This is a genomic window from Methylocella tundrae (assembly GCF_901905185.1).
GTDB classification, from domain to species: Bacteria; Pseudomonadota; Alphaproteobacteria; order Rhizobiales; family Beijerinckiaceae; genus Methylocapsa; species Methylocapsa tundrae.
In genome coordinates, this window is sequence record NZ_CABFMQ020000098.1 from 1 (window position 1) to 22,285 (window position 22,285).

Here is a 22,285-nt window from a genome sequence, read left to right on the forward strand (position 1 = left end):
CCCATTCCCGTTCCCGTTCCCGTTCCAGCGCCCCCTCCGATCCCGCCGCCCATTCCCGCGCCTGCGCCGCCACCGCCGCCGCCGCCGCCAAGGCCCGAGGATGAGGCCGATCCGCCGCCCGTCAATCGATCCGCCGCCGAGAGACTGCCGGAGCCCGGCGCCAGTTGATTGGCGCCGGAGTCGAGGCCGCCGCCGGCGCCGCCCGTGAACAAGTCATTCAGCAGCTTGGCGATCTGCTTGGCGTCGCCATACCGGACCCGGTAAACCTTGACCCCCGTGCTGGTCATCGACGATCCGTCGAGGCGGGAAATCCACGTCGCCGCGGCGCGCAGCAGCTCGGGCTTGCGGGCCACCACCAAGATCGCGTTCGAGCGCGCGATCGGCTGCAGCTTGACCATGTTCTGGCTGAGGCCGGCCTCGCCGGAATCGAGAATTTTCTCGAGCTCCGCGACAACCGGCTCCGGACTCGTGTTGCGCACCGGGAAAATGCCGACGGACTGGCCGCGCATCCAGTCCTGATCAAAGCTGAGAATGGTCTCGACGGCGGTGCGGCGCTCGACGCCATTGCCGACCACGATGATCAGATTATTTCCAGGATCAGCGCGTATCGAGCCGGGCCGCGTCGCAAACCCCTCCAAAAGCTTCATGATCGTCGGCACGGCGACATGCTGCACCGGGACGATGGTCATGCCATAGCCGGGCTCGAGCTCGCCGCCGGCGTGGTCCACGCCGCCATTGCCGACGGCGTCGTCGACCGGGATGATGCGATAGCCGCCGGCGTCATGGGTCAACACGGCATTGGCCGTGCGAAGCGCGCTCTCGAGCACGAACAGCAGCCGCGATTTCGGAACCGGGCGGCCGGAGGACAGCGTGATCGAACCCTGCACGCGCGGGTCGACCGAATAGCCAACGCCCAGAATGTCGCCAAGAATGACTTTCGCGACAGCCGTCACCGGCGCGTTGTCGAAATTCAGGTCGACGCCTTCGCCGGCTCCAGCGCCCCCGCCGCCGGCCGCGGATGCGACGGAGCCCGCTCCGCCCGCCGGCCCCTCGACGCCATAGTAGATCGCCGGCCGGTCGCTGCCCGAGGCCCCCGTGTTGGCCGTGTCGGCTCCTTTGGGAAATCTCGGCTGAAGATCGAGGCCGCGAACCTTGTCAAACGCGTCTGGCGATTCAGTGCCGCCGCCCGTCAATGGCAGCTGAGAGCACGACGCCACAAACGCCGCCGCCCACAGGAGCAAAGCGATCGAAACCAATCGGCTCGAAAGATAAACTTTGGCGCGGCGCTGAATTCTGAACAATAACCCCAACCCGAATAAAAGCGACCAACTGATGCGCGTCCAAAGCCCGCTAGCGAATATCGTCACAGTTTGACACTATAATGTAAATCTTCGCCATTCTTACGGTAGAGGTCAAGCTATACGCCGGCAGCGTCGGTCAGGTCCCATTTTCCCAGTGATCCCTTCGTGGTTCGCCGAACGGCTAGCTTAGTCTCATTGGCAGGCAGGACGCTATGAATCAAAATCCACTCAACGAATTCGCCAAGCATCTTGTGGACAAAAGACACTTGTCGTCGGAAACCCCGCTCGACTCCGCGACCGAGGGGAGCACGGAGCCGACCTTACGCAAATTATGGGAAGCAAGCGATCTCTCGGCTCATGGGTTTGCCGACGAAGTCGCACATTTTTATGGCATGCCGCGTCTGAGCCTGCCTGAACTCGTGTCGGCGAAATCCTTATGCGATCGCTTCGCGCCCCGCTTCTTGCGCGAGACCACGGTGTTTCCCTTCGTGACCGCCGAGGGCGAGCATAAGCTCGCCGCCGCGGATCCAAGCGACCGCGCCGCCCTGCGCGCCGCCGAAATCGTCCTTGGCGTTTCCGTCGCGGTCGAGGTCGCCTCCTTCGAGGACATCGCGATCATCCTTGGCGAGCGGCTCGGCGGAGAGGACGCCGCGCCTCAGAATGAGCGCCGATCCGCAGGCGCCGACGACGACATTGAAAGCCTGCGCGATCTGGCAAGCGGCGCCCCTGTCGTCCGCGCCGTCAATGATTTGCTTGAAAAAGCCGTGGAGCTACGCGCCAGCGACATCCACATCGAACCCTTTCGCAATGCGCTTACGGTGCGCATGCGCGTCGACGGGCTGCTGCGGGCGGTTCCGGCCCCGAAAGACACGTTGCCGCAGGCGCTGATCTCCCGCATCAAGATCCTAGCCGGGCTTAACATCGCCGAGCGGCGCCTGCCGCAGGACGGCGCGGCCCGCCAGCGCATCGCAAGATCCGACGTCGACATCCGCGTCTCAACGATGCCGACGCAATATGGAGAATCCGCGGTGCTGCGCTTGCTGCCGCAAGATCGCGGTCTGCTCGACGTCGCGCGACTGGGATTATCCGCGGCCGACGAAAAGATCGTGTCGCGGCTGCTTGCTCTGCCGCATGGGATGATCATCGTCACCGGGCCGACCGGCAGCGGCAAAACCACGACGCTCGCGACCATGCTCTCCTTGCTCAATCAGCCGTCGCGCAAAATTCTGACGATCGAGGATCCGGTCGAATATGAAATTCCAGGCATCAACCAAAGCCAGGTCAAGCCCGCGATCGGTCTCACTTTCGCCACTGCGATGCGCGCATTCGTGCGCCAGGATCCAGACGTCATCATGGTGGGTGAAGTGCGCGACGCCGAGACAGCGAATATCGCCGTTAACGCGGCGCTGACGGGCCATCTCGTCCTGACCACACTGCATACCGAATCCGCCGCCGCCGCCATCCCGAGGCTGCTCGACCTCGGCGTTGAAGGCTTTCTTCTCAAGTCCACCCTGCGCGCCGTCATCGCGCAACGTCTCGTGCGCGTTCTCTGCGACCGCTGCAAGATCCAACGGACCCTGACCAATGATGATCTCGCTGAGGATCCCCGCCTCAGCGCTCTCGGCCTTAGGGCGGACGACTGCATCTGCGAGCCGGCGGGATGCGAACGCTGCGGCGGCGTCGGCTATCGCGGCCGCAACGGGATCTTCGAAATGCTCGAATTGCGGGGAGAGGCTTACGACCTCGTCGGGCCGCAGGCTGACGCGCATCAGATCGATCTTGCCGCGCGCCGGTCCGGCATGACGACCATGGTCGAGGACGCCGTAGCAAAATGCCGCGCAGGCATAACGTCCACCGCTGAAGTGCTCCGCGTAACGACGCTGCGCTAGCCAAAGGTCTTTTCAAGGACTTCCAAATCGACTACGAAAAGGCATAAAATATTAGCGATAAGAACACCACAGCCGCGTAACGTAATAGCTTTCGCGATCCCGCTGCAAAGTTCACTCGACATGCCAAGACGTTCCAAATGTTGAATTTTCGCTATCAGGCCTTAACCCAGACTGGCGAGGTGGTGAGCGGAACGATCTCGGCCGCGAGCGCGTCGGAAGTCGCGCTGCGCATCGAATATCTCGGCCTCATCCCCATTGAAACGGTGCGCGACGATGGCGGCCGGACCGGGTCTCCCTGGTGGACGATCAGCGTCGGCGCGGCCCCGCGCTTTGAGGATGTGACCTTCTTCACCGGCGACCTGGCGCTGCTCCTCAAGACAGGCGCGCGCATCAATGAAGCGCTCGATCTCGTCGCGACGGATTCGGACGTCGGACGTTTGCGGCCGACCATCGCCAAGATCACCGCAACAATTCTCGGCGGCGAAAGCTTCGCCGATGCGCTATCGCATTACCCTTCGCTGTTTTCGCCAATGTACGTCGCCCTCGTGCGCGTCGGCGAGACGTCCGGCAATCTTGTGCCCGTGCTCGAGGCGCTGGCGGCGGAGCGCACGCGCTCCGAGGCGTTGCGCCGCAAGGTCGTCGACGCCCTGCGCTACCCCGCATTCGTTCTGTCCGCCGCCGGCGCGGTTTTGACCTTCTTTCTGACATTCGTGCTGCCGCAGTTCGGCGCCGTGCTGCGCGATTTCAACGCCAAGCTCGATCCGATCGTCACCGGATTTCTCAACCTGTCTGATTTTTTCTCCGCCCACATTCAGGCGTTGGGAGCCGGCTTCGTCACGCTCGCCGTCGGCGCGTGGCTGCTGCTGCGCCAGCAGAAGGTGCGCGCCGCGATCATGGAGACGCTCGGGCGCATGCCTTTGCTCAGCAAAGTCTTGAGCTATCAGCGGACGGCGGTCTTTTGCCGCAATCTCGGCGTGCTGCTCACGGCGGGAGTGACGCTCACCGCGACATTGCGCATCCTCGCCGATATGATGGCGACGACGGGGCGCTCGAAGGCCTGGGGCCAAACCGTCGACATCGTCCGTCAGGGCGGCAAGCTGTCCGATGCGCTGAGCGAAACGCAGGCGCTTCCGCCGATGGCCATCCGCACGCTCAGGCTCGGCGAGGAATCGGGCCAGCTGCCGATGCTCGCCGAGCGAATTGCCGGCTACTATGAAGTCAAACTGCAACGCAGCCTTGATAAGCTCGTCGGGGTCATCGGTCCTCTGGCCATCATCAGCATCAGCGTCATAGTCGGCGGACTGATCGTATCGATCATGACGGCGCTCATGTCAGTCAGCCAGGTGGTAGGGTGAGCGGTCGGGTGAGCGATGCCCTGACGGTAACAAATTCTTGAATTTGGAAGCGATTACAACATGAAGAAAAAAGACGGGCCTGCCAAAACCATAGGCGAACGCCGGACCGCGCGAGTTGAACTCCATCCGAGGCGCGCGGCGCTCGGGCTAACGATGCGCGCCGCCGATCGCCGCGCCGGACCGCCGGCGGACGAAAGACATGGCGAGGCTGGCTTTACGCTGGTCGAAATTTTGGTCGTCATCACGATCATCGGGCTCATCATGGGCCTCGTCGGTCCGCGCGTCCTGAACTATCTTTCCGAATCGAAGGTCAAGGCCGCTACAATTCAGATCGAGAGCCTGTCCGGCGCGCTCGATCTCTATTATCTCGATCTCGGACGCTATCCGTCGACCGCGCAAGGGCTCGCGGCCCTCGTGCAACGCCCGGGCGGCGCGAACGCCTGGAATGGCCCCTACCTCAAGAACGCCAATGTTCCGAATGATCCCTGGGCTCATCCCTATATCTATCGTTCGCCTTCGGAACATGGCCCCTATGAGATCATCTCCCTTGGCTCCGACGGACAGGAAGGCGGAACCGGCTTAGCCGCCGACATCAAGAGCTGGGAAATCGGAGGCACGAAGAAAGCGGAGGGGCGATGAAGGAGCGATGGGGCGAGAGCGGGTTCACCCTGCTTGAAATCGTCTGCGTCCTTGCCATCATTGCGATGCTGGCGGCGATTGCGCTGCCGGCGTTTCCGCACGGCACCTCGCGCTCGCGGCTCGAGGCTCTGGCCGTCGCGACCGCGGCCGTGCTCAAATCCGACCGCAACGCGGCGCTGCGCCGGGGCGCTCCTGTTTCGACGGAAATCAACACGGTTGCGCGAACGGTCCGCTCGGGCGCCGGCGGGGGGTCCGTCAGGGTGCCAGTGGATGTCGCTTTCAGCGCAATCCTCGCCGATAGCTGCGACCAGCACGACGCGGGAACGAGCATTTCCTTTTTCGGGTCGGGACTCTCCTGCGGCGGCACGTTATCTCTCTCGCGGCTCGGCGCCACGTTCGAGATCCGCGTCGCGTGGCTGACCGGAGGCGTTGAGATTGTGCAAAAGAAGACCTTCTGAGGCCCGCGCGTCCGCGGGCGCCGAAGCGGGATTCACGCTGATCGAGGTTCTGATCGCGCTCGCCGTCGTCGCCGTTTGTATCAGCGCCATTGGAGCGCTGATGGGGACGAATATTCGCGCCGTGCATCAGATCGATCAGCGGCTCGTGGCTGTTTCGACGTTGCGTAAGGTCGAAACCGCCCTGCCCGAGCGGTCGAAGCTCGTCGCCGCGGATCTTGCCGGCGACGCTTCTGGCGGGACCTGGAGCGTCTCCGCCTCTCCCTTTATCGACCCATCGCCGCCAATAGCCGGGAAAGAGCCGCCAAGCTGGGTCCCCGAGGCGATTGCCATAAAGGTTCGCTCTCCATCGGGATCGCTTGTCGAGGTCGAAACGCTCCGTCTTGTCCCGAGGACGGACAAATGAAAGCTCTGCGCGCGATCGCGCGCCGCGGCCTGGCGCAGCATGGTTTTTCGCTTATCGAAACGCTCGTGGCGGTCGCCCTCATGGGGCTCATATTGTCGATTCTCGCGGTCGTCACGGCGCAATGGTCTCCGCATTGGCAGGCCGGCTTCTCTCTTCTCCAGCGCACCGAACTCGTCGGCCTCGGGCTTGATCGCGTCGCCTCCGACCTCGCCGCCGCCGAATTCATCGCGCCAATCGGCGAAGAAGGCGTCCTTTTCTACGGTTCGGAATCCGCCGTGACGTTTGTGCGATCGCCAATCGGCCCTAAACCCTCCACCGGGCCAGCGCCCACGGGCCTCGAGATCATACGATTCGCAAACAGCGAAAAGGAAGGCGGATTGGTGCGCTCGCGCATCGCATTCTCGCCGGCCGCCAGCGTCGGCGTCAGCACTGATGATTTCGAATTTTCAGACGCAAGCCTCCTGTTGCGCGCCCCATTGCGTTTATCTTTCGCTTTCGCGGGACCCGACCGGACCTGGGTCGACAGCTGGGACAAGGCGACCGTGTTGCCCGCCGCCGTCCGCATCACCGTCAGCAATGCGGATTCGGGCGAGACTCTCGCCGTTTCGACGGCGACCCTCATTCATGTCAACACAGCCGCCATCTGCGCCTCAGCCACGCCCTCGTCGCAGTGCGGCGGCGGACAGTCGACCAAAGGCGGTGGTCAGCCGCCGCCGAACGACGCTACGAAACCAGCGAACGGAGAGGTCCTTTGAGGCTGTCGTCGACGGCAAGGGATCTCCCCGGAGAGCCAAGGGATCTCCCCCGAGAGCAAGGAGAGGCCGGCTTCATCATCGTCGCCGTGCTCTGGATTATCGCGGCGCTCGCGACGTTCGCGTCATGCTATGCGATCTATGTCGGCAATAGCGCGCTCGCGGCGCGCGTTTCCAGCGACAGGCTGCAGTCGGACGCCCTGATTTCAGCCGGGCTTGAACTCACCGCGCTGCAGCTGACCGGCCGGACGCCTGACGATCCCCGTCCGACTGGCGATTTCCGGTTTCAGCTAGCGGGCGCCAATGTCGCTGTGAATTTCCGCACCGAGGGAGCGCGCGTCGACCTCAACGCGGCGACGAAGGAATTGCTTGCGGGCCTGTTCGAGACGCTCGGCGCAAAGCCCAGCGACGCGGCCTATTACGCCGATAGGATTATCGGATGGCGCAAAAAAAACGAGGGCGCCGGTCAAAACAAGGAGGCCGACGCCTATAAGGATGCCGGGCTGAAATATTTACCCCGTCAATCGCCATTTCAGAATGTCGCGGAACTCCGGTTCGTGCTGGGTCTGCCGCCGGAACTCGTCGAAAGCGCGATGCCTTTCTTGACGATCTACAATGGAATCCCGCAGATCGATGTGATGGCGGCGCCCCCGGAGGTGATCCAGTCGCTGCCCCACATGACGCCCGACCTTGCAAAAACGCTCCTCGACACCCGCAGGACGAGCGATCCCAAAGCGATCCTGTCCCAGCTCGGTCAGGCCAAGGACAGCGTTTCGCTCGACCCTCGCAAAGCGAACCGCGTCAACATGGCCATTCGGCTCAAGGACGGGCGGCGCGTGAACGCCGAGGCGGTCATCCTCCAGAACGACAAAGACACGGAGCCCTATGCCATCCTCGCCTGGAGCGATGATTTCGACGGCGTTTTCTAGATCGCTTTCCGATCGAATGGAGTCATTCGATCGATCAGAAATCGCTCCAGCTTCATAAACTTGAGCATATTCTTGTCGATCGGATCGAACCGATCTGATCGGAATATGCTCTAGGTCATGACGCCCAAAAGCTGCAGACTTTTCGCTCCACGTCATGCGTTAAGGCAGGCTTAAAAGCCGGATGCGATTCCTCCGGAACGCATTCTGCTCTAAAGTTTTTTTCGCCAGGGAAGCTTAGCTGTTTCTCTTTTCGCATTTTCTGGCCGCTGAAGGGCGGCGTTTCGCTTGAAAATGCCCTCACTTTGGCCATTCTGGCCGCCGAAATGGACATGACATGAGTTGGATCCACAAGATCCTCAATCGGGCCTCGGCTTGGATCGACGAAGTCGCGGCGGCGATTCTCGCGGCGGGCGAAGCATTGCGCCCGCCGCGCTTCGCACGTCTTGTCGAACAGGAAGACGGTGGCTTCCTGCTGCAAGCGGCGTCGGCGCCTGACGCCTCCTCGAAGCTGACGATCCGGCAAAGGGCGGCGCGGGAAAAGGCGCAAGCCGAGTTGCCGCGCGGCGCGATCCATATTGTCGACGGCGTCATCGCGCCGAAGGACGCAGCGACCTTGGCCCCGTTCGTGTCGCACGCACGAGTCGAATTCGTGCTGCGACCGGACCGATTCCTGATCCGGCCGCTTCAGCTGCCGCGCCGCGCCACCGATTTTCTCGAAGGCATCATCCGCGCCCAGATTGACAGGCTGACGCCCTGGAGCCCCGCGGAGGCCGCCTTCGGCTGGCGCCCCTCGAAGGAGGCGTCCGGCGAGCGCATGCTGGTGACTGTCGCGGCGACGGCGCGCGCGCGGCTCGCGCCTTACGTCAACGCCGTTCGGGGCCTTCGCGTCCAGGCCGTCACGATCTCGACGCAGGCGCCAGAAGGCGCGGCCCCGATCAAGGTGCTCGAACAAAAACTCGAGGGCGTCCTCGAAGCGCGCCGGCTTCGGCGCGGTCTCATCGTTCTCATCGGCGCGCTGGCGTTTGTCTGCGTCGCATCCGTGATCTTTTCCGCCATCGCCGGAAGCGCGCTCGAAGCGCAGCGCGATGAGATCAACCAAAGCATCGCGCAACGCCGCGCCGCGCTGCATCGAAACGGCGACGCGAACAGCGCTGCGGCGCTTGCGCTGCGGCAAAGAAAGCGCGATACGCCCTCGGCCGTGATCGTTTACGAAGAGCTTTCGCGCATCCTGCCCGACGACGCTTATTTGACCGAGATGCACATTCAGGGCAACAAAGTGCAGATCGTCGGCCTCGCGCATGACGCGCCTGAGTTGATCCACCTCATCGAGCAATCGCCGCATTTCACACATGCGACGTTTTTCGCGGCGACGACGCGCTCGCAGTCGGAGACGGCTCAGCATTTCTCAATCGAAGCGCATATCGCGCCGGTCTTCCGCGCGCCCGGGGCTGCGAGCCAATGACCAGCGCCGAACTCTGGAAACGCCTCAATCAATCGCATGCGCCAGCGGCCCTCGCCTATGCCGCCGCCGTGATCGCTTTGCTCGCAGTCATCTCGGTGACATTATCTGGATTGAGCGACGCCTATGCCGACTATGCCGCCGCCTCCGGCCGGCTCGCGGCGCTTGAACACCACGGAAAATCGGGCGATCAATCCGGCGACGATGAAGCCGCCGGCTCGCCTTTCCTCGATGGGCCTACGGTGACGATCGCCGGCGCCGATCTGCAGCAGCGCATCGTCAACGCCGTCACGGCCGTCGGCGGCGCCGTGCTGTCCTCGCAGATCGATCTGCAGGGATCTCAGGCGAGCCAGGGCTACGTCGTGCTAACCGCGAACTGCGAACTGAGCCAAACCGCGTTGCAGCCGCTCCTTTATGATATAGAAGCAGGCATGCCCTTTCTTTTCGTCGAACAACTGATCGTCCAGGCGCCGCAAGCCGGCGCTGATTCGGAAGACAAACGAATGCGCATCCAAATCGACGTCGCCGGGCAATGGCAGGTGGCGAAATGATCCGGCGCGACAGGGCGCTTTTCGGTTTGGCGCTGGCGGCCTTTTGCAGCGCGGCGGCCCTCGCCCGGGCGCAAAGTCCCAGCGACGCTCAGCTGAGCGCCGACCACAACGATCTCAGCTCGGCGTCTCCGGCGCGCCTCGCCGCGCCGGTCGAACATATCGACATCGAGCCGCGACGCGCGGACGCGCCCGCCGCGCAGCCGATATCGGGAACAGCCAATCCGCTCTGGGCGATCCCCATCGACTCATTGCATGCGACGCGCGAACGTCCGCTTTTCTCCGCATCGCGGCGTCCGCCGCCGCCCCCGATCACGGCGCCGGCCCAGGTCGAAGTCAGCGCGCCGCCTCCGCCCCCGGAGCCAGAAAAACCGCAGATCACGCTTGTCGGCGTCGTCCACGGAGGGGAGGCGGAGTTGGGCCTGTTTTCCGATTCGTCGGGCAAGCCCATCACGCTTCACGTGGGTCAGGATGATCATGGCTGGGTCGTTCGCTCGGTCGATCTTAGAGCGACGACGCTCGAGAAGGACAATCAGCAGGTGAAGCTGGAGCTGCCGGCCCGCAACGCAGAGACCGCGGGATCGCCATTCGCGCCTCCTGTCGGCGTTATGGCCTCGACAAGCCCGGCGCCGCCGCCCCCCGGAGGCCGTTTTTCGCCCCACCCCTTCTCTAATCCGCCGCCCTGCCCGCCGCATGGGCCTTGTCAGCAGCCTTAGGCCTCAATCTGCGTCGCGGCGTCCGGCCTGACGCCGCGTTGTTATGGCTTGAAGCGAACTGCGCTTAATTCAGCAGCGGGCTCCAGGTCGGATCGGACGCAAAGCTCGGCGTCGGGACAGGAAATTCAGCCCTGCCAAAAACGTCGATCATATAGATTTTCGCTCCGCTGGAGCCGCCGGGATCGCGGAAGAACATCAAATAGAGCCCGTTCGGCGCCCAGGTCGGCCCTTCATTGTGAAAGCCCTCGGTCAAAATTCGCTCGCCAGACCCGTCCGGCCGCATCACCCCGATCGCGAATGTATTCGCTTTCTGCTTGGTGAACGCAATCAGATCCCCCTTCGGCGACCAGACTGGCGTCGAATAGCGCCCCTCGCCAAATGAAATCCGCTTGGGCGCGCCGCCATTCGCCGACATGACATAAATCTGCTGGCTGCCGCCGCGGTCGGACTCGAAAACGATCTGACTTCCATCCGGAGAATAGGAGGGGGACGTGTCGATCGCGCTCGAATCCGTGAGCCGCGTCGTCGTGCGCGAGCGAACGTCCATCGTGAAGAGATTGGAGGCCGAGCCTTGCGCCAGCGACATCACGATCTTCTGCCCGTCGGGCGAAAACCGCGGCGCGAAAGTCATGCCGGGGAAATTGCCGACGACTTCGCGCTGGCCAGTCTCGATGTTCAGCAACAGGACCTTCGGGTCGGTCGGGCCGAAAGACATATAAGTGACGTCCTGCGAGGACGGCGAAAAGCGCGGCGTCACGACGAGATCATCGCCGCGCGTCAGATAGCGCACATTGGCGCCGTCCTGATCCATGATCGCAAGGCGCTTGCGCCGATGTTCGGGCGGCCCCGTTTCGTCAACGAAGACGACGCGGGTATCGAAAAAGCCTCCCTCGCCGGTGATCCGCGAAAAGATCGCGTCGGAAACGATATGCGCGACGCGGCGTGAGTTATTGGGGTCCGTCACATATTGCTGGCCGGCGACCTGCTGGCCTGTGGAAACGTCCCAAAGACGGAATTCGGTTTGCAGCCGGCCATCCGGACTGCGCCCGCTCCGCCCGGTGACGACGAATTGCGCATTGAGCGCGCGCCAGGCGTCCATGTTCGGCGTCTGATCCGGGTTGGCGATCGGCTCGACGAAGGTTTTCGAGTCGAGCGGCGCGAGGAACACGGAGCGCTTGAAATTATTGGTGATGATGCTGGTGGCTTGCGCCGCCGCGGCGGGATCTCCGGCAAAAGGCGTCACCGCGATCGAAACCGGCTTGAATTCGCCGCGGCGAACGTCGAGGTAGCGGTCCTCGGCGTGAGCCGGACTCGTGACCCATCCGGCGAATGGCTGCGTGAGCAGGACCGCGCATAATGCGAGCGGAGCCGCGATCAGCCGGGCTAACCGGGTCTTCCATAAGCGAGCCGTCAGATTGAAAATTGTCAAAGCATGTCCTCCGGATCGAAGCGAACGACCCGGCCTTTCCACTGGTCATAATAAGGCTGGTACTGCGCGGGAATGCGCAACGGATTGCAACGCCGGACGGCCCGTAGGGCGCTTTCGGCGAGTGAACGCATATTGGGGTCGGATGGCGGATTCAGCAGTTCCGGTTGACCCATCACTGCGCCATCCTGCCCGTATTGAACATGAATCTCGGGCACATATTTCTGTTCGCTGGCGACGCCGACGTAATTCCAGCAATGCCTGTATTGATCCTGCAGCAGTCCGTCGAGTTGCGCCCAGAGCGAGGGCGACATTTTCGAAGCGCTCGCCGTCGCCGCGCCGAGGGAGGCGACCTGCTGCAACTCATGGCCGGTCGAGGCTTTCTTCTGCGGCGCCTCCTTGTTGAGGAACCGGCTGATGTCGCTCGCATCGAACTTGTCCGCGGGATCAGCGGCTTCCTCGCCCGACTTTGGTTTGGCTGCCGGTTTCGGCGGCTGATCCTTCTGCGGCTTTTCCTGCTCGAGCAGCTTCGCCAATTCATCAGGCTTGAATTTCGGCTCGGCCTTCTTCGGCGGCTCGGCCGGTTTTGGCTTTGGCTCCGTCGCCGTCACCTTTTTTGGCTCCGCTTTCGGCCGCGCGACGGGCTTCGGCTCGACGGCGTCAGGCGATTCAGCCGAAGGCGGCGCTGGCGGCGGCGCAGCCGCGACAACGGGCTTTTGGACCTCGGGCTTTAGCTCCGGCTTGGGCTCGGCTTTAGCGTTGTCCTGAACCGGCCGCTCCGGCGGCTTTGGCGCGCTTTTCGCGTCGTCGCGGCCGGGATCGTCCTCAAGCTTGGCGCGGGTCGGGGGCGCTGGAATATCCACCTTGGCGTCGGGCAGCGTCGATTGCGGTTTCGCCTCCGCGACCTCGGCCAGTTTCTCGACTTTCTGCTGCGGCTTCTCGCGTTTCGCGGCGGTTTTTTCGCCTTTCATGATCTGGTTGAATTCCTGATCGCTGACCATGTCGACCGGGACGCTCTCCTGCGCATCCTCGAATTTGGCCGTGTGCGAAAAGGACAGCAGCGCGGCGGCGAGCAGCAAAGCATGCATGCCGCCTGAGACCGCAGCTCCCGGGTTGTCCCGCAACGACATTGAAGCTCAATTCTTGCTGGGGTCGGTGACCAGAGCGACCTTTTTGTACCCGGCGGTCGTAATGATCGACATGACCTCGGCGATCTTGCCGTAATTCACCTGATTGGCGCCGCGCACATAGATGCGCTCGTCAAAGCCTGATTTCGCGAGCTCTTTCAATTTGTCGGCGAGCTGGTTCATTTCCACCGGCTGGTCCATGACAAAGACGGCGCCCTTCTCGTCGATGGCGACGGATAGCGGCTTTTGCTCGACATTCAGCGCCGCTGATTTCGTTTGCGGCAGGTCGATCGGCACGCCAGTCGCCAGCAAGGGCGCTGCGACCATGAAAATGATCAAGAGCACCAGCATGACGTCGATGAACGGCGTCATGTTGATATCGGCCATCGGCCGGTAGCGGGGCGAGCCGCGCCGTCCGCGGCCGCCCTTGCGCGCTGCAATCGCCGACATGGCCATGTTCAAAAACTCCCGTGCAAGCGCCGGATAGGAAGCGGTCGGTCGCGGCCGGCGTGGTGTCCGCTTGAAGGACAGCCGAAGCGTCCGCGACTTTCAGCTCTGTTCCATTCACCGCGTTTCCCGGAAGCGAGACGATCATCGCTTCCGTTGAAAACGCTCCGAAAAATCATGCTCAGGCTGCCTGGTCGTGCGCCGTCCGCTGGTCGATCTGACGCGACAGGATTGAGGAGAATTCATCCGCGAAGCCTTCGAGCTGCGCCTGTTTCTTGGCGACGTCGCCCTGCAGCTTATTGTAGGCGATCAGCGCCGGAATGGCGGCGAAAAGGCCGATGGCGGTGGCGAAAAGCGCCTCCGCGATGCCGGGCGCAACCACCGCCAAGGACGTGTTGCGCGAAGCGGCGATCGACCGGAACGACGTCATGATGCCCCAGACCGTCCCGAAGAGGCCGATGAAGGGGCTGGCGGAGGCGACCGTCGCCAGCACAAGAAGATTTGATTCCAGCTTCTCAACTTCGCGGGAGATCGAGACGTCGAGCACTTTTTCAATGCGCGCCTGCAATCCCATGAACGAGGAAACTCCGCCTTGCACGGAGCGGCGCCATTCCCGCATCGCGGCGACGAAAAGGCTTGCCGTGCCTGTCGTCGGCCGCGACGACAGAGTGGCGTAAAGCTCGTCGAGCGAGGCCCCCGACCAGAATACTTCCTCGAACTGCGCCATCGCGCGCTGGGTCCGGCGGAGCAAAATGGCCTTGTTGATGATGATCGCCCAGCACCAGACGGAGGCGCCAAGCAATCCCAGCATGACGAGTTTGACGACGATATGGGCGGACAGGAACATCGACAGGAGCGAGACTTCGCTTCCCGGAGCAAAACCGGTTGCCGCCACGCCCGTGGCCGCGATATCCGCAGGGTTCATCTCATCGTCCTCATCGGCTGGCGAATTTGAATGGAAGGCTATCGCCTTGCGCTGCGCGAACGCCCAATGCTCCGCAAAGCCGATTCCTCTTGACGCCAAAATCGGTCATTTCTGCGGCTTTATCTGACCCAAAGTTTAACCGTCAGCGCAGTTAAAATCCGGTTACCGTCCGGAATGGACAAGGCCGCCATTCAGGTTTTTGGTCCCGCCCTGAGCTTATCGAGGAGCGACGCGGGGAGACGGATGGGTTTTCCTGCCGAGACGACAGCGATTTTGACCTTCGCGCCGACCAGAAGCTCTCCCCCGCGCAAAATCTTTTGGCCCATTTCGATCGACGCGCCTCCGATCGAATCCGTCCGCGTCTCGACGCTGAGCTTGTCGTCCATGAGAGCGGCCTTGCGAAAATCGAGCGTCATGGCCCGCACGGCGAAATAATAGCTGTCCTTCCCCTGCTCGAAAATCTCGCGGTGTCCAATGCCGAGAGCGCGCAGAAATTCGGTGCGCCCGCGCTCCAGGAATCGCAAATAGGAGGCGTGATAAACAACGCCGGAAAAATCGGTATCTTCATAATAGACGCGCAGGTCAAAGCGGTGCGGCTCGTCCGCAGGGCTGGCCGGTTGTTCAGATTTGTGTCGCATGAGCCTCGGACAATGGGTTTTCTGACCACGAAAAAGCTTAGCTTTTTTGCGAGCGATCGCTCAAGCTTGGCCGGAGTGGCCGAACCGGCGGACATGGTCGGCATATTGGCTCACGAACAATCGGTTGCGGATGGGGAAACATCATGACCAATGGGCGCAGCGGTCGAATAGCGGTCTTCGGCGCTGGCGCCTGGGGCACGGCGCTGGCCAATCTCGCCGCGCGCGGCGGCCGCGAGCCGCGCGCTGAAACCGTTGTGACGCTTTTCGCGCGCGATTGCGACCATGTCGCCGAGATGCAGGCGACCGGCGTCAACGCCCGGCGTCTGCCCGGTGTGCCGCTCCTCTCGAACGTTCGCCCCACCTCGGATCTCGCGGAGGCGGCGGCGGACGCCGATGTCATCCTGGCCGTCGTGCCGGCGCAGGCGCTGCGCGGTCTCCTCGAATCGCTCGAGCCGTTCGTCGCGGGGAGCAAGGCGCCAATTGTCGTCTGCGCCAAAGGCATCGAACATGGCACGGGCCATTTCCTCAGCGAAGTCGTGAGCGAAGTGCTGCCGGACCATCCGCCGGCGGTCCTCTCCGGTCCGAGTTTTGCGCAGGATGTCGCGCGCGGTCTGCCGACCGCCGTCGCTCTTGCCGCCGCGGACGCAGAACTCGCCGCCATCCTCGCTGGCCGGCTCGCGGGTCCTGGATTTCGCGTCTATTCCTCAACCGACATGCGCGGCGTGGAGCTTGGCGGCGCGGCGAAGAATGTCCTCGCCGTCGCAAACGGCGTCGCAGCCGGGCGAGACCTTGGCGCTAGCGCCGGCGCGGCGCTGGTCGCGCGCGGCTTCGCGGAGCTCATCAGGTTTGGCCGCGCTTTCGGCGCGGAGCCCGCGACATTGATGGGCCTCTCCGGCCTTGGCGATCTCGTGCTGACCTGCACATCCGCGCTGTCGCGCAATTTTTCGCTTGGCGTTGCGCTCGGGCGCGGCCAGACCATCGCCGAGGCCTCCGCCCGCATCGGCCTTGCAGAAGGTCTTTACACCTGCGGCGTTCTCGTCGATCTCGCCAACGCGGCAGGAGTCGACATGCCGATCGCCAAAGCCGTCGACGCGGTGCTGGCCGAGCGGATCACCATCGACGAGGCGATCGCCGAATTGTTGGCGCGCCCCTCCAAAGCCGAGGGCGTATAAAGCCGAATTTCCTGAATTTTCGCGTAAACTCCGCCGTCCAAGCGGATAGATTGCGCCGGGCAGAATCACTTCGCGTGGCGGGGACGGACGAAATGGCGCATTGGCTGATCAAAAGCGAGCCGAATAAATGGTCATGGGACGACCAGGTCGCGGCGGGCAAAAAAGGCACCTTCTGGAACGGCGTGCGCAATCATCAGGCGAAACAGAATTTGATGGCGATGAAGGTCGGCGAAGAGGCGTTCTTCTATCATTCGAATGAAGGAAAGCAGATCGTCGGCATCGTGGAGATCATCAAGCCCTATTACCCGGATGACAGCGATCCGACCGGCAAGTTCGGCATGGTCGACGTCCGCGCCAAAACGCCGCTGAAACGGCCCGTGACCTTGGAGGCGATCAAGGCCGATCCGCAGCTGAAGCATATGGTGCTCGTCAATAATTCAAGGCTGTCGGTGCAGCCGGTCAGCGACGACGAGTGGCAGATTATTTGCGCGGAGGGCGGGGTTTGAAGGGCGCCTGGCGCACCCGAAGCGGCGGCGCGGGAAGAGGGAAAAGCTCCGGTCGATAGCGAACAGAGACTGTCCGCCATCGACGAGTCATCCCGTTTTGACCCGACGCTGATGCGCGTTGCGGAGCTCTCCTCTATCCACCCTAAAATCGCGCGCTCAACCAAAGGGTTGCGGCTGCGGGGTCTTTTTGGTTGACGGCGGCAGGTGCGGCAGAACGATCTGCGGCTGATCGCCTGTCAACGTCTTGAGGAAGGCGACGATTTTCGCGTTTTCCTCCTCCGTGAAGGTTCGGCCGAGCTGGAGCTTGCCCATCGTCTCAACTGCTTGCTCAAGCGTCGCCGCTTCGCCATCATGGAAATAGGGATAGGTGAGCTCGACATTGCGCAGCATCGGCACTTTGAAATTGAAACGATCAGCGTCGTCGCCGGTCACGGCGACCCGGCCCTGCGCGGGATTCGACGTCTTATAGGGCTCGACCACGCCCATTTTCTGGAACGAATTGCCGCCCACTCCAGGGCCGTTATGGCACGCGACGCAGCCGCTATCCTTGAACAGCGCATAGCCCTCGAGTTCCGTCTTGGTCAGCGCCGACTTATCGCCCTCAAGCCATTTGTCGAAGCGAGAGTTGGGCGTGACGAGCGTCTCCTCGAAGGCGGCGATCGCCGCTGTCACGCGATCGATGTCGACGCCGTCGGATCCGAACGCCCCTTTGAACTCTGTGGCGTAGGCCGGGATCGACTGCACGACATTGACCACCAACTCATGCGTCGAGGCCATTTCGACGGGATTGACCATTGGACCGCCAGCTTGCGCCTTCAGATCCTTGGCCCGCCCGTCCCAGAATTGCGCGAGGTTCAGGCGCGAATTGAGCACCGTCGGCGTATTGATGGGGTCCGGCTGCCAGTGGTCGCCGATCGACATTTTGAGATTGTCTGTCCCAGCCAAGCTCAAGTTGTGGCAGGAGTTGCACGAGATCGCGCCTGATTTGGAAAGACGAGGGTCAAAATAGAGCTTCTTGCCGAGTTCGACGAGAGCGGGATTTGTTACTTTAGCGGGAGCGATTGGCTGGATAGGCTCTTCTGCGCGGACTGGTCGAACGAACACAGTCACGCAAGCTCCGAGCATAATTGCGAGGATGCGGCGTTTCATAAGATATCTCCGAGGGCGTCATCCGAATATATCGGGACGCTGTCGCCTCTGAGTCGCCTAATGCTTGCAGAAACCTAGAATACACGCGAAGTTCTACTTGCTTCGAAGCCTCAGTTGAAAAGCGCAGCGTGAGTGTCTACTTAGACGAACCTCGGATTTGCGTCCATAAACGACTAATTGATCGAGGCTCTTTGCCGCAAGCAGCCTCCTCGCGGCAAAGCGCGCGGGCAACCTCTCAACGCAAATCGCGGATTTTTCCTTCGGAAATAGGTCCAGGCAGACGAAAGCGCGACCGACGTGCAAAGACGACGACCGCGCTCAAGGTTTTTCCGCCGTGGTAAAGCTCAGTAGCGGTAATGATCCGGCTTGAAGGGGCCCTGCTGCGGCACGCCGAGATAGACCGACTGCGCCGGAGACAGCTTTGAGAGCTTCACGCCGATCTTGTCGAGATGGAGCGCTGCGACCTTTTCGTCGAGGTGCTTTGGCAGCGTGTAGACCTTGCGCTCATAATGGCCCTGCTTGGTCCAGAGTTCGATCTGCGCCAGCGTCTGATTGGTGAAGGACGCCGACATCACGAATGACGGATGGCCGGTGGCGTTACCGAGATTGACGAGGCGCCCTTCCGACAGAAGGATGATCCGCTTGCCGTCCGTGAATTCGATCTCGTCGACCTGCGGCTTCACATTATGCCATTTGAGGTTGCGCAGGCCAGCGACCTGAATTTCCGAATCGAAATGACCGATGTTGCAGACGATGGCGCGGTCTTTCATCGCGCGCATATGGTCGATCGTGATGACGTCGATATTGCCGGTGCAGGTCACGAAAATATCGGCTCGGGGAGCGGCGTCCTCCATTGTCGTAACTTCATAACCTTCCATCGCCGCCTGCAGCGCGCAGATCGGATCGACCTCGGAGACGAGCACGCGCGCGCCGGCGTTGCGCAGCGAGGCCGCCGAGCCCTTGCCGACGTCGCCGAAGCCCGCGACCATCGCAACCTTGCCGGCCATCATCACGTCCGTGCCGCGCCGGATGCCGTCGACGAGAGATTCGCGGCAACCATAGAGATTGTCGAATTTCGACTTGGTGACGGAATCATTGACGTTGATTGCGGGCCAGAGAAGCTTGCCGTCACGCTCCATGAGGTAGAGGCGGTGAACGCCCGTGGTCGTCTCTTCGCTGACGCCTTTGATGGCCTGACCATATTTCGTGTAGAGGCCGGGATGGGAGACAAGGCGGCGCTTGATGGCCGCGAAGAAAACCTCTTCCTCCTCATTGCCGGGCGTCTCGAGGAAGGCCGTATCGCCAGCTTCCGCGCGCATGCCGAGATGGACGAGCATGGTGGCGTCGCCGCCGTCGTCGAGAATGAGGTTCGGCGCGCCGCCGTCTTCCCATTCAAAAATCTTATGGGTGTATTCCCAGTAGTCGTAGAGGCTCTCGCCTTTGCGCGCGAAGACCGGGATGCCGGCGGCGGCGATGGCGGCGGCGGCGTGATCCTGCGTCGAATAAATATTGCATGAGGCCCAGCGGATATCGGCGCCAAGGGCCTTCAATGTCTCGATCAGCACCGCCGTCTGGATCGTCATATGCAGCGAACCCGCGATGCGGGCGCCTTTCAGCGGCTGGCTTGGACCGTATTCCGCCCGTGTCGCCATCAGGCCGGGCATTTCCGTTTCGGCGATCGCCAATTCGCGGCGGCCCCACTCGGCCAGCTTGATATCCGTGATGGCGTAGTCATTGAACGAATGGGTCATGGCGTTTGACGCTCCCGAATTGCGATCGCGGCTCTATATCAGGACAGCGCGGCGTAGGCAATAAAGATATAAGCAAGTCTTTATATGGGAGATTTCAACGGTTCACAAGCAGCGTCAGGGCGCGGCGCGATATTTTCGATGACTCCAGATTGAGGGCGGATTGCAACTGGCACGTAGGTCATTGGGCCGACGCCCAGACCGTCGCCCCAAACAACAAGCTGGAGCCGAAGAGCGCCAAATGCCGCTGCGCGTTAGTGTCATGTCGGCGTTCCAATCGCGAATTTGGGAAACCTAGGTAGAGACCGCAATAGCGCCTGGATCAACCATGAACTAGCTTTGAAGATCTGACCATCCGACCGCGCCATCACTGCGAGAGCCATTTAATGGCAGAGCAGCGTTAATTGCCGGAGTGGAGATTCTTCATGGATGTTAAAGCAAAAGTCGTACAAGTGACGTCCATCTATAGAGCAAGCTCGGACCCTATCCCGCTCGTGCTAGACCTACTAAGACTAAAGCGAAACAACTACGTCGCCGAGTGTAAAGGATTTAAATTCGAGCTAAAGGCCAAATGCGGCGAGTGGTATACAATTTTTGAAAACTTAATACAAGAAGACTACTTAAAGCACGGCGTATCTCTATCGAAAGGCGACATCGTATTAGATATTGGCGCGAATTTTGGCGCCTTCACAGCGCTAGCTTCAGCAAAGGTGGGCCAGACGGGGAAAGTTATTGCTTTTGAGCCTGATCCTCTAATACATCAGCGCTTAAATCAAAATATTAATTTTAATGGATTAGGAAACGTCATCACCTTTAACGAGGCCGTCAGCGGCAAAGATGGTGAAATGAGTTTTTTCGTTCATCCAAAGTCCGCCTTCAGCACGCTGATGGACTCTGTCGACCAGAGGGGAAACTCGGGCGCCACGCAAATTAAAGTGAAGTCAAGATCTATCAACTCGATCATCTCGAATATAGACGGCGAAATTAGTCTGCTGAAAATTGATTGCGAGGGTTCGGAGTATTCCATACTCGAGTCTCTCGACAAGGATCTTTCCTCCCGCATCAAGCAAATTTCGATGGAGGTGCATAAAGTGCCTAATCGGAAGGAGGAGGAAATTTCTGCTATGCTTCGCAAGCTTGGATTTACGGTCAATGACTCCTTCCCTCTGACCGCCTTCAGAGGCGAAGATGGCCGCGCGTAAGGCCGATTACGAGGCAAGCAATTTCGTCGGCCTGCACGGTCCGGGCGCTGCCTGCCGATTTTCTTCAACTCTGACTGGCGGCCGGCCGCTTTACCCCCGAACGAGGGGGGCGGCGATTTTCACGAGAGCGGAGCGATAGGCCTCAAAAGAAAATCGTTCCTGATAGGTCCGGCGCGTGTCGGAGGCGCCTTGATCGATCTGCGCTCCTCCTCTTTCCGCATCGGCCCGCAGCAAGGCCGCAGCGAAGCTCCGCGCGTCCGCGGCCAGAGTGACGTTCTTCAACTGCGCCGGGTCGAGATTCATGCCTCGAAACGCGTGCGGGGTCGCGATCAAGGGCGCGCCGGAGGACATCGCCTCGATGGTCTTGATAGAGATGCCATGACCTTCGGTCGTCGGCAGAAGGATGGCGGCGGCGTTCGCATAGACCGCGTCAAGATCGGCGACGCGCCCTTTAAACAGGGCGGCATGGCGTTTCAGCAGCGCCGGGGCCCTCGTGCGAAAAGCGCCGTCGATATTGCCGACGATCTTGACGCCGACGCCGGGCGCAAGCGGCAAAACCTTCTCCAGAAACCAGAGGACGCCGAGGAAATTGGCGTAATTGGCGCTGGCGACTATGATGAGATCGGCTCCGCCCTGCCCCGCTGCGACAGCCGGGACGGCGGGATAAAGCAGTTCGTGCCGCATGGCGGGCAGCAGAACTTTGAAACTTGCAGCCTCTTCATCGTTCAGGTGGAGAAGAACGTCTGCGTCACGCATGGCGGCAAGCTCGACTGCGAGCATATCTTCAAAATTCGCAGGCGGCGGCAATGTCCAGCCCGCTTCATTCCGCAGCGCATATTGGCGCGCCTGAAGATCATGAGTGTCGAGCAAAATAGCGCAGCCATGTCTCTGCTTGAGGCGCATCGCCACCGGCATGCAAAAGAAGTGATTGCAATGGATGAGATCGATTCGCGGCTCCGCCCTGAGCGCCGCCGGAATTGGCGCAAGCTTGGCGCTTTCAAGGAGAATTTTCGCGAAGTTTCCATGTAGCCAGAGCTTTGCCGCCCCCAGGAAGGCTGGATTGAGCACCGAAAGCACCGGCATCCCGGAATAAAGCCGCGCGTCGGCCTCAAGATCGCGCGTGGCGGCGGCGTAGGTTTTATGCGCGCCCGAGCCTTCGACGGCGCCAGGAGAGTCGGCGATCGCGAGGCTGATGACGCGCGCGCCAAGACTGCGATAGGCGCGCGCCTGCGATACAAACACCTGATGGCTGCCGCAGGAATGCCAGGCCGGATGCACGAGAAGCACGGCTTTGCCGTCCATGGGCAGATTGCCGGAGACGGCCGCCGAGCCGTGCGAATCTTGGCGCCCGGGAAGCATCATGATTACGGTTCCGTTCAAATGCGCATCCACGCGCGTCAATGCCATCCATCATGAAGCGACGATGGCGGCAGGAAAATATCACACGCTCATCGGGAGAATATCTCACGCAATACAAGAGATCAGACGCGGCACGT

The 22,285-nt window shown here is 61.6% G+C and carries 23 protein-coding genes; 14 read left to right on the forward strand and 9 right to left on the reverse strand.

The genetic code is table 11. The features are described 5' to 3' along the window. A partial coding sequence (locus MPC4_RS15005; protein WP_280514819.1) for a secretin N-terminal domain-containing protein occupies positions 1 to 1,217 on the reverse strand: 1,217 nt, incomplete at its 3' end. Between the two features lie 296 nt (positions 1,218 to 1,513). On the opposite strand from MPC4_RS15005, the gene MPC4_RS15010 reads away from it, so the two are divergent. The 10 genes from MPC4_RS15010 (at position 1,514) to MPC4_RS15055 (ending at position 10,449) form a co-directional block, all read left to right on the forward strand. Then, the gene (locus MPC4_RS15010; RefSeq protein WP_174513227.1) at positions 1,514 to 3,190 is read left to right on the forward strand and encodes a GspE/PulE family protein; all 1,677 of its coding nucleotides are present in this window, start codon (positions 1,514 to 1,516) and stop codon (positions 3,188 to 3,190) included. 137 nt (positions 3,191 to 3,327) lie between these two features. After that, complete coding sequence (locus MPC4_RS15015; protein ID WP_174513228.1) at positions 3,328 to 4,545, forward strand: type II secretion system F family protein; 1,218 nt, start codon at positions 3,328 to 3,330, stop codon at positions 4,543 to 4,545. Positions 4,546 to 4,698: 153 nt separating this feature from the next. Further along, positions 4,699 to 5,184, forward strand: a complete 486-nt coding sequence (gene gspG / locus MPC4_RS15020; protein WP_174513360.1) for a type II secretion system major pseudopilin GspG — start codon at positions 4,699 to 4,701, stop codon at positions 5,182 to 5,184. Then, entirely contained in the window at positions 5,181 to 5,642 is a 462-nt protein-coding gene (locus MPC4_RS15025; RefSeq protein WP_174513229.1) for a prepilin-type N-terminal cleavage/methylation domain-containing protein, read from the forward strand. The genes gspG and MPC4_RS15025 overlap by 4 nt, the downstream gene beginning before the upstream one ends. Continuing rightward, positions 5,620 to 6,045, forward strand: a complete 426-nt coding sequence (locus MPC4_RS15030) for a type IV pilus modification PilV family protein (protein ID WP_174513230.1) — start codon at positions 5,620 to 5,622, stop codon at positions 6,043 to 6,045. The genes MPC4_RS15025 and MPC4_RS15030 overlap by 23 nt, the downstream gene beginning before the upstream one ends. Next, positions 6,042 to 6,800, forward strand: a complete 759-nt coding sequence (locus MPC4_RS15035; RefSeq protein ID WP_174513231.1) for a PulJ/GspJ family protein — start codon at positions 6,042 to 6,044, stop codon at positions 6,798 to 6,800. The genes MPC4_RS15030 and MPC4_RS15035 overlap by 4 nt, the downstream gene beginning before the upstream one ends. Continuing rightward, positions 6,797 to 7,726: a type II secretion system minor pseudopilin gene (locus MPC4_RS15040; protein ID WP_244629042.1), complete on the forward strand. Its 930-nt coding sequence runs from the start codon at positions 6,797 to 6,799 to the stop codon at positions 7,724 to 7,726. Before MPC4_RS15035 ends, MPC4_RS15040 begins: the two co-directional genes overlap by 4 nt. Positions 7,727 to 8,060: 334 nt before the next feature. Then, entirely contained in the window at positions 8,061 to 9,188 is a 1,128-nt protein-coding gene (locus MPC4_RS15045; RefSeq protein WP_174513232.1) for a PilN domain-containing protein, read from the forward strand. Next, positions 9,185 to 9,736, forward strand: a complete 552-nt coding sequence (gene gspM, locus MPC4_RS15050) for a type II secretion system protein GspM (protein WP_134488104.1) — start codon at positions 9,185 to 9,187, stop codon at positions 9,734 to 9,736. Before MPC4_RS15045 ends, gspM begins: the two co-directional genes overlap by 4 nt. Continuing rightward, positions 9,733 to 10,449 carry a hypothetical protein gene (locus MPC4_RS15055; protein ID WP_210253666.1) on the forward strand — a complete coding sequence of 239 codons (717 nt, stop codon included), beginning with the start codon at positions 9,733 to 9,735 and terminating at the stop codon, positions 10,447 to 10,449. The genes gspM and MPC4_RS15055 overlap by 4 nt, the downstream gene beginning before the upstream one ends. Before the next feature lie 64 nt (positions 10,450 to 10,513). Here MPC4_RS15055 and tolB read toward each other — a convergent pair whose 3' ends face one another. From tolB to ybgC, 5 genes are all read right to left on the reverse strand, one after another. Next, on the reverse strand, positions 10,514 to 11,794 hold the full coding sequence (gene tolB / locus MPC4_RS15060) for a Tol-Pal system beta propeller repeat protein TolB (RefSeq protein WP_244629059.1): 1,281 nt from the start codon (positions 11,792 to 11,794) through the stop codon (positions 10,514 to 10,516). An 80-nt stretch (positions 11,795 to 11,874) separates the two neighbouring features. Continuing rightward, positions 11,875 to 13,005: a cell envelope biogenesis protein TolA gene (locus tag MPC4_RS21525; RefSeq protein WP_174513234.1), complete on the reverse strand. Its 1,131-nt coding sequence runs from the start codon at positions 13,003 to 13,005 to the stop codon at positions 11,875 to 11,877. A gap of 6 nt (positions 13,006 to 13,011) precedes the next feature. Then, entirely contained in the window at positions 13,012 to 13,458 is a 447-nt protein-coding gene (locus tag MPC4_RS15070) for an ExbD/TolR family protein (RefSeq protein WP_174513235.1), read from the reverse strand. A gap of 172 nt (positions 13,459 to 13,630) precedes the next feature. Continuing rightward, complete coding sequence (gene tolQ, locus MPC4_RS15075) at positions 13,631 to 14,374, reverse strand: protein TolQ (RefSeq protein ID WP_134488112.1); 744 nt, start codon at positions 14,372 to 14,374, stop codon at positions 13,631 to 13,633. Positions 14,375 to 14,565: 191 nt separating this feature from the next. Continuing rightward, positions 14,566 to 15,012, reverse strand: a complete 447-nt coding sequence (gene ybgC, locus MPC4_RS15080) for a tol-pal system-associated acyl-CoA thioesterase (RefSeq protein ID WP_174513236.1) — start codon at positions 15,010 to 15,012, stop codon at positions 14,566 to 14,568. Between the two features lie 12 nt (positions 15,013 to 15,024). Here ybgC and MPC4_RS21530 point away from each other — a divergent pair, with 12 nt between their 5' ends. The 3 genes from MPC4_RS21530 to MPC4_RS15090 all read left to right on the forward strand — a co-directional run bounded on the left by MPC4_RS21530 (position 15,025) and on the right by MPC4_RS15090 (position 16,690). After that, a complete protein-coding gene (locus tag MPC4_RS21530) occupies positions 15,025 to 15,159 on the forward strand; it encodes a hypothetical protein (protein WP_280514820.1) in 135 nt (44 codons plus the stop codon). Then, positions 15,156 to 16,184: an NAD(P)H-dependent glycerol-3-phosphate dehydrogenase gene (locus MPC4_RS15085; protein WP_174513237.1), complete on the forward strand. Its 1,029-nt coding sequence runs from the start codon at positions 15,156 to 15,158 to the stop codon at positions 16,182 to 16,184. The genes MPC4_RS21530 and MPC4_RS15085 overlap by 4 nt, the downstream gene beginning before the upstream one ends. 92 nt (positions 16,185 to 16,276) lie before the next feature. Beyond that, positions 16,277 to 16,690 carry an EVE domain-containing protein gene (locus tag MPC4_RS15090; protein ID WP_174513363.1) on the forward strand — a complete coding sequence of 138 codons (414 nt, stop codon included), beginning with the start codon at positions 16,277 to 16,279 and terminating at the stop codon, positions 16,688 to 16,690. Between the two features lie 156 nt (positions 16,691 to 16,846). On the opposite strand, the gene MPC4_RS15095 is transcribed toward MPC4_RS15090, so the two are convergent. Next, a complete protein-coding gene (locus MPC4_RS15095; RefSeq protein WP_174513238.1) occupies positions 16,847 to 17,839 on the reverse strand; it encodes a cytochrome-c peroxidase in 993 nt (330 codons plus the stop codon). A 344-nt stretch (positions 17,840 to 18,183) separates the two neighbouring features. Further along, positions 18,184 to 19,590: an adenosylhomocysteinase gene (gene ahcY / locus MPC4_RS15100; protein WP_174513239.1), complete on the reverse strand. Its 1,407-nt coding sequence runs from the start codon at positions 19,588 to 19,590 to the stop codon at positions 18,184 to 18,186. 422 nt (positions 19,591 to 20,012) lie between these two features. Here ahcY and MPC4_RS15105 point away from each other — a divergent pair, with 422 nt between their 5' ends. Then, positions 20,013 to 20,789: an FkbM family methyltransferase gene (locus tag MPC4_RS15105; protein WP_174513240.1), complete on the forward strand. Its 777-nt coding sequence runs from the start codon at positions 20,013 to 20,015 to the stop codon at positions 20,787 to 20,789. A gap of 90 nt (positions 20,790 to 20,879) precedes the next feature. Here the strand turns inward: MPC4_RS15105 and MPC4_RS15110 are convergent, their stop codons facing one another. After that, on the reverse strand, positions 20,880 to 22,151 hold the full coding sequence (locus MPC4_RS15110) for a glycosyltransferase (RefSeq protein WP_244629043.1): 1,272 nt from the start codon (positions 22,149 to 22,151) through the stop codon (positions 20,880 to 20,882). Positions 22,152 to 22,285 lie beyond the last annotated feature (134 nt).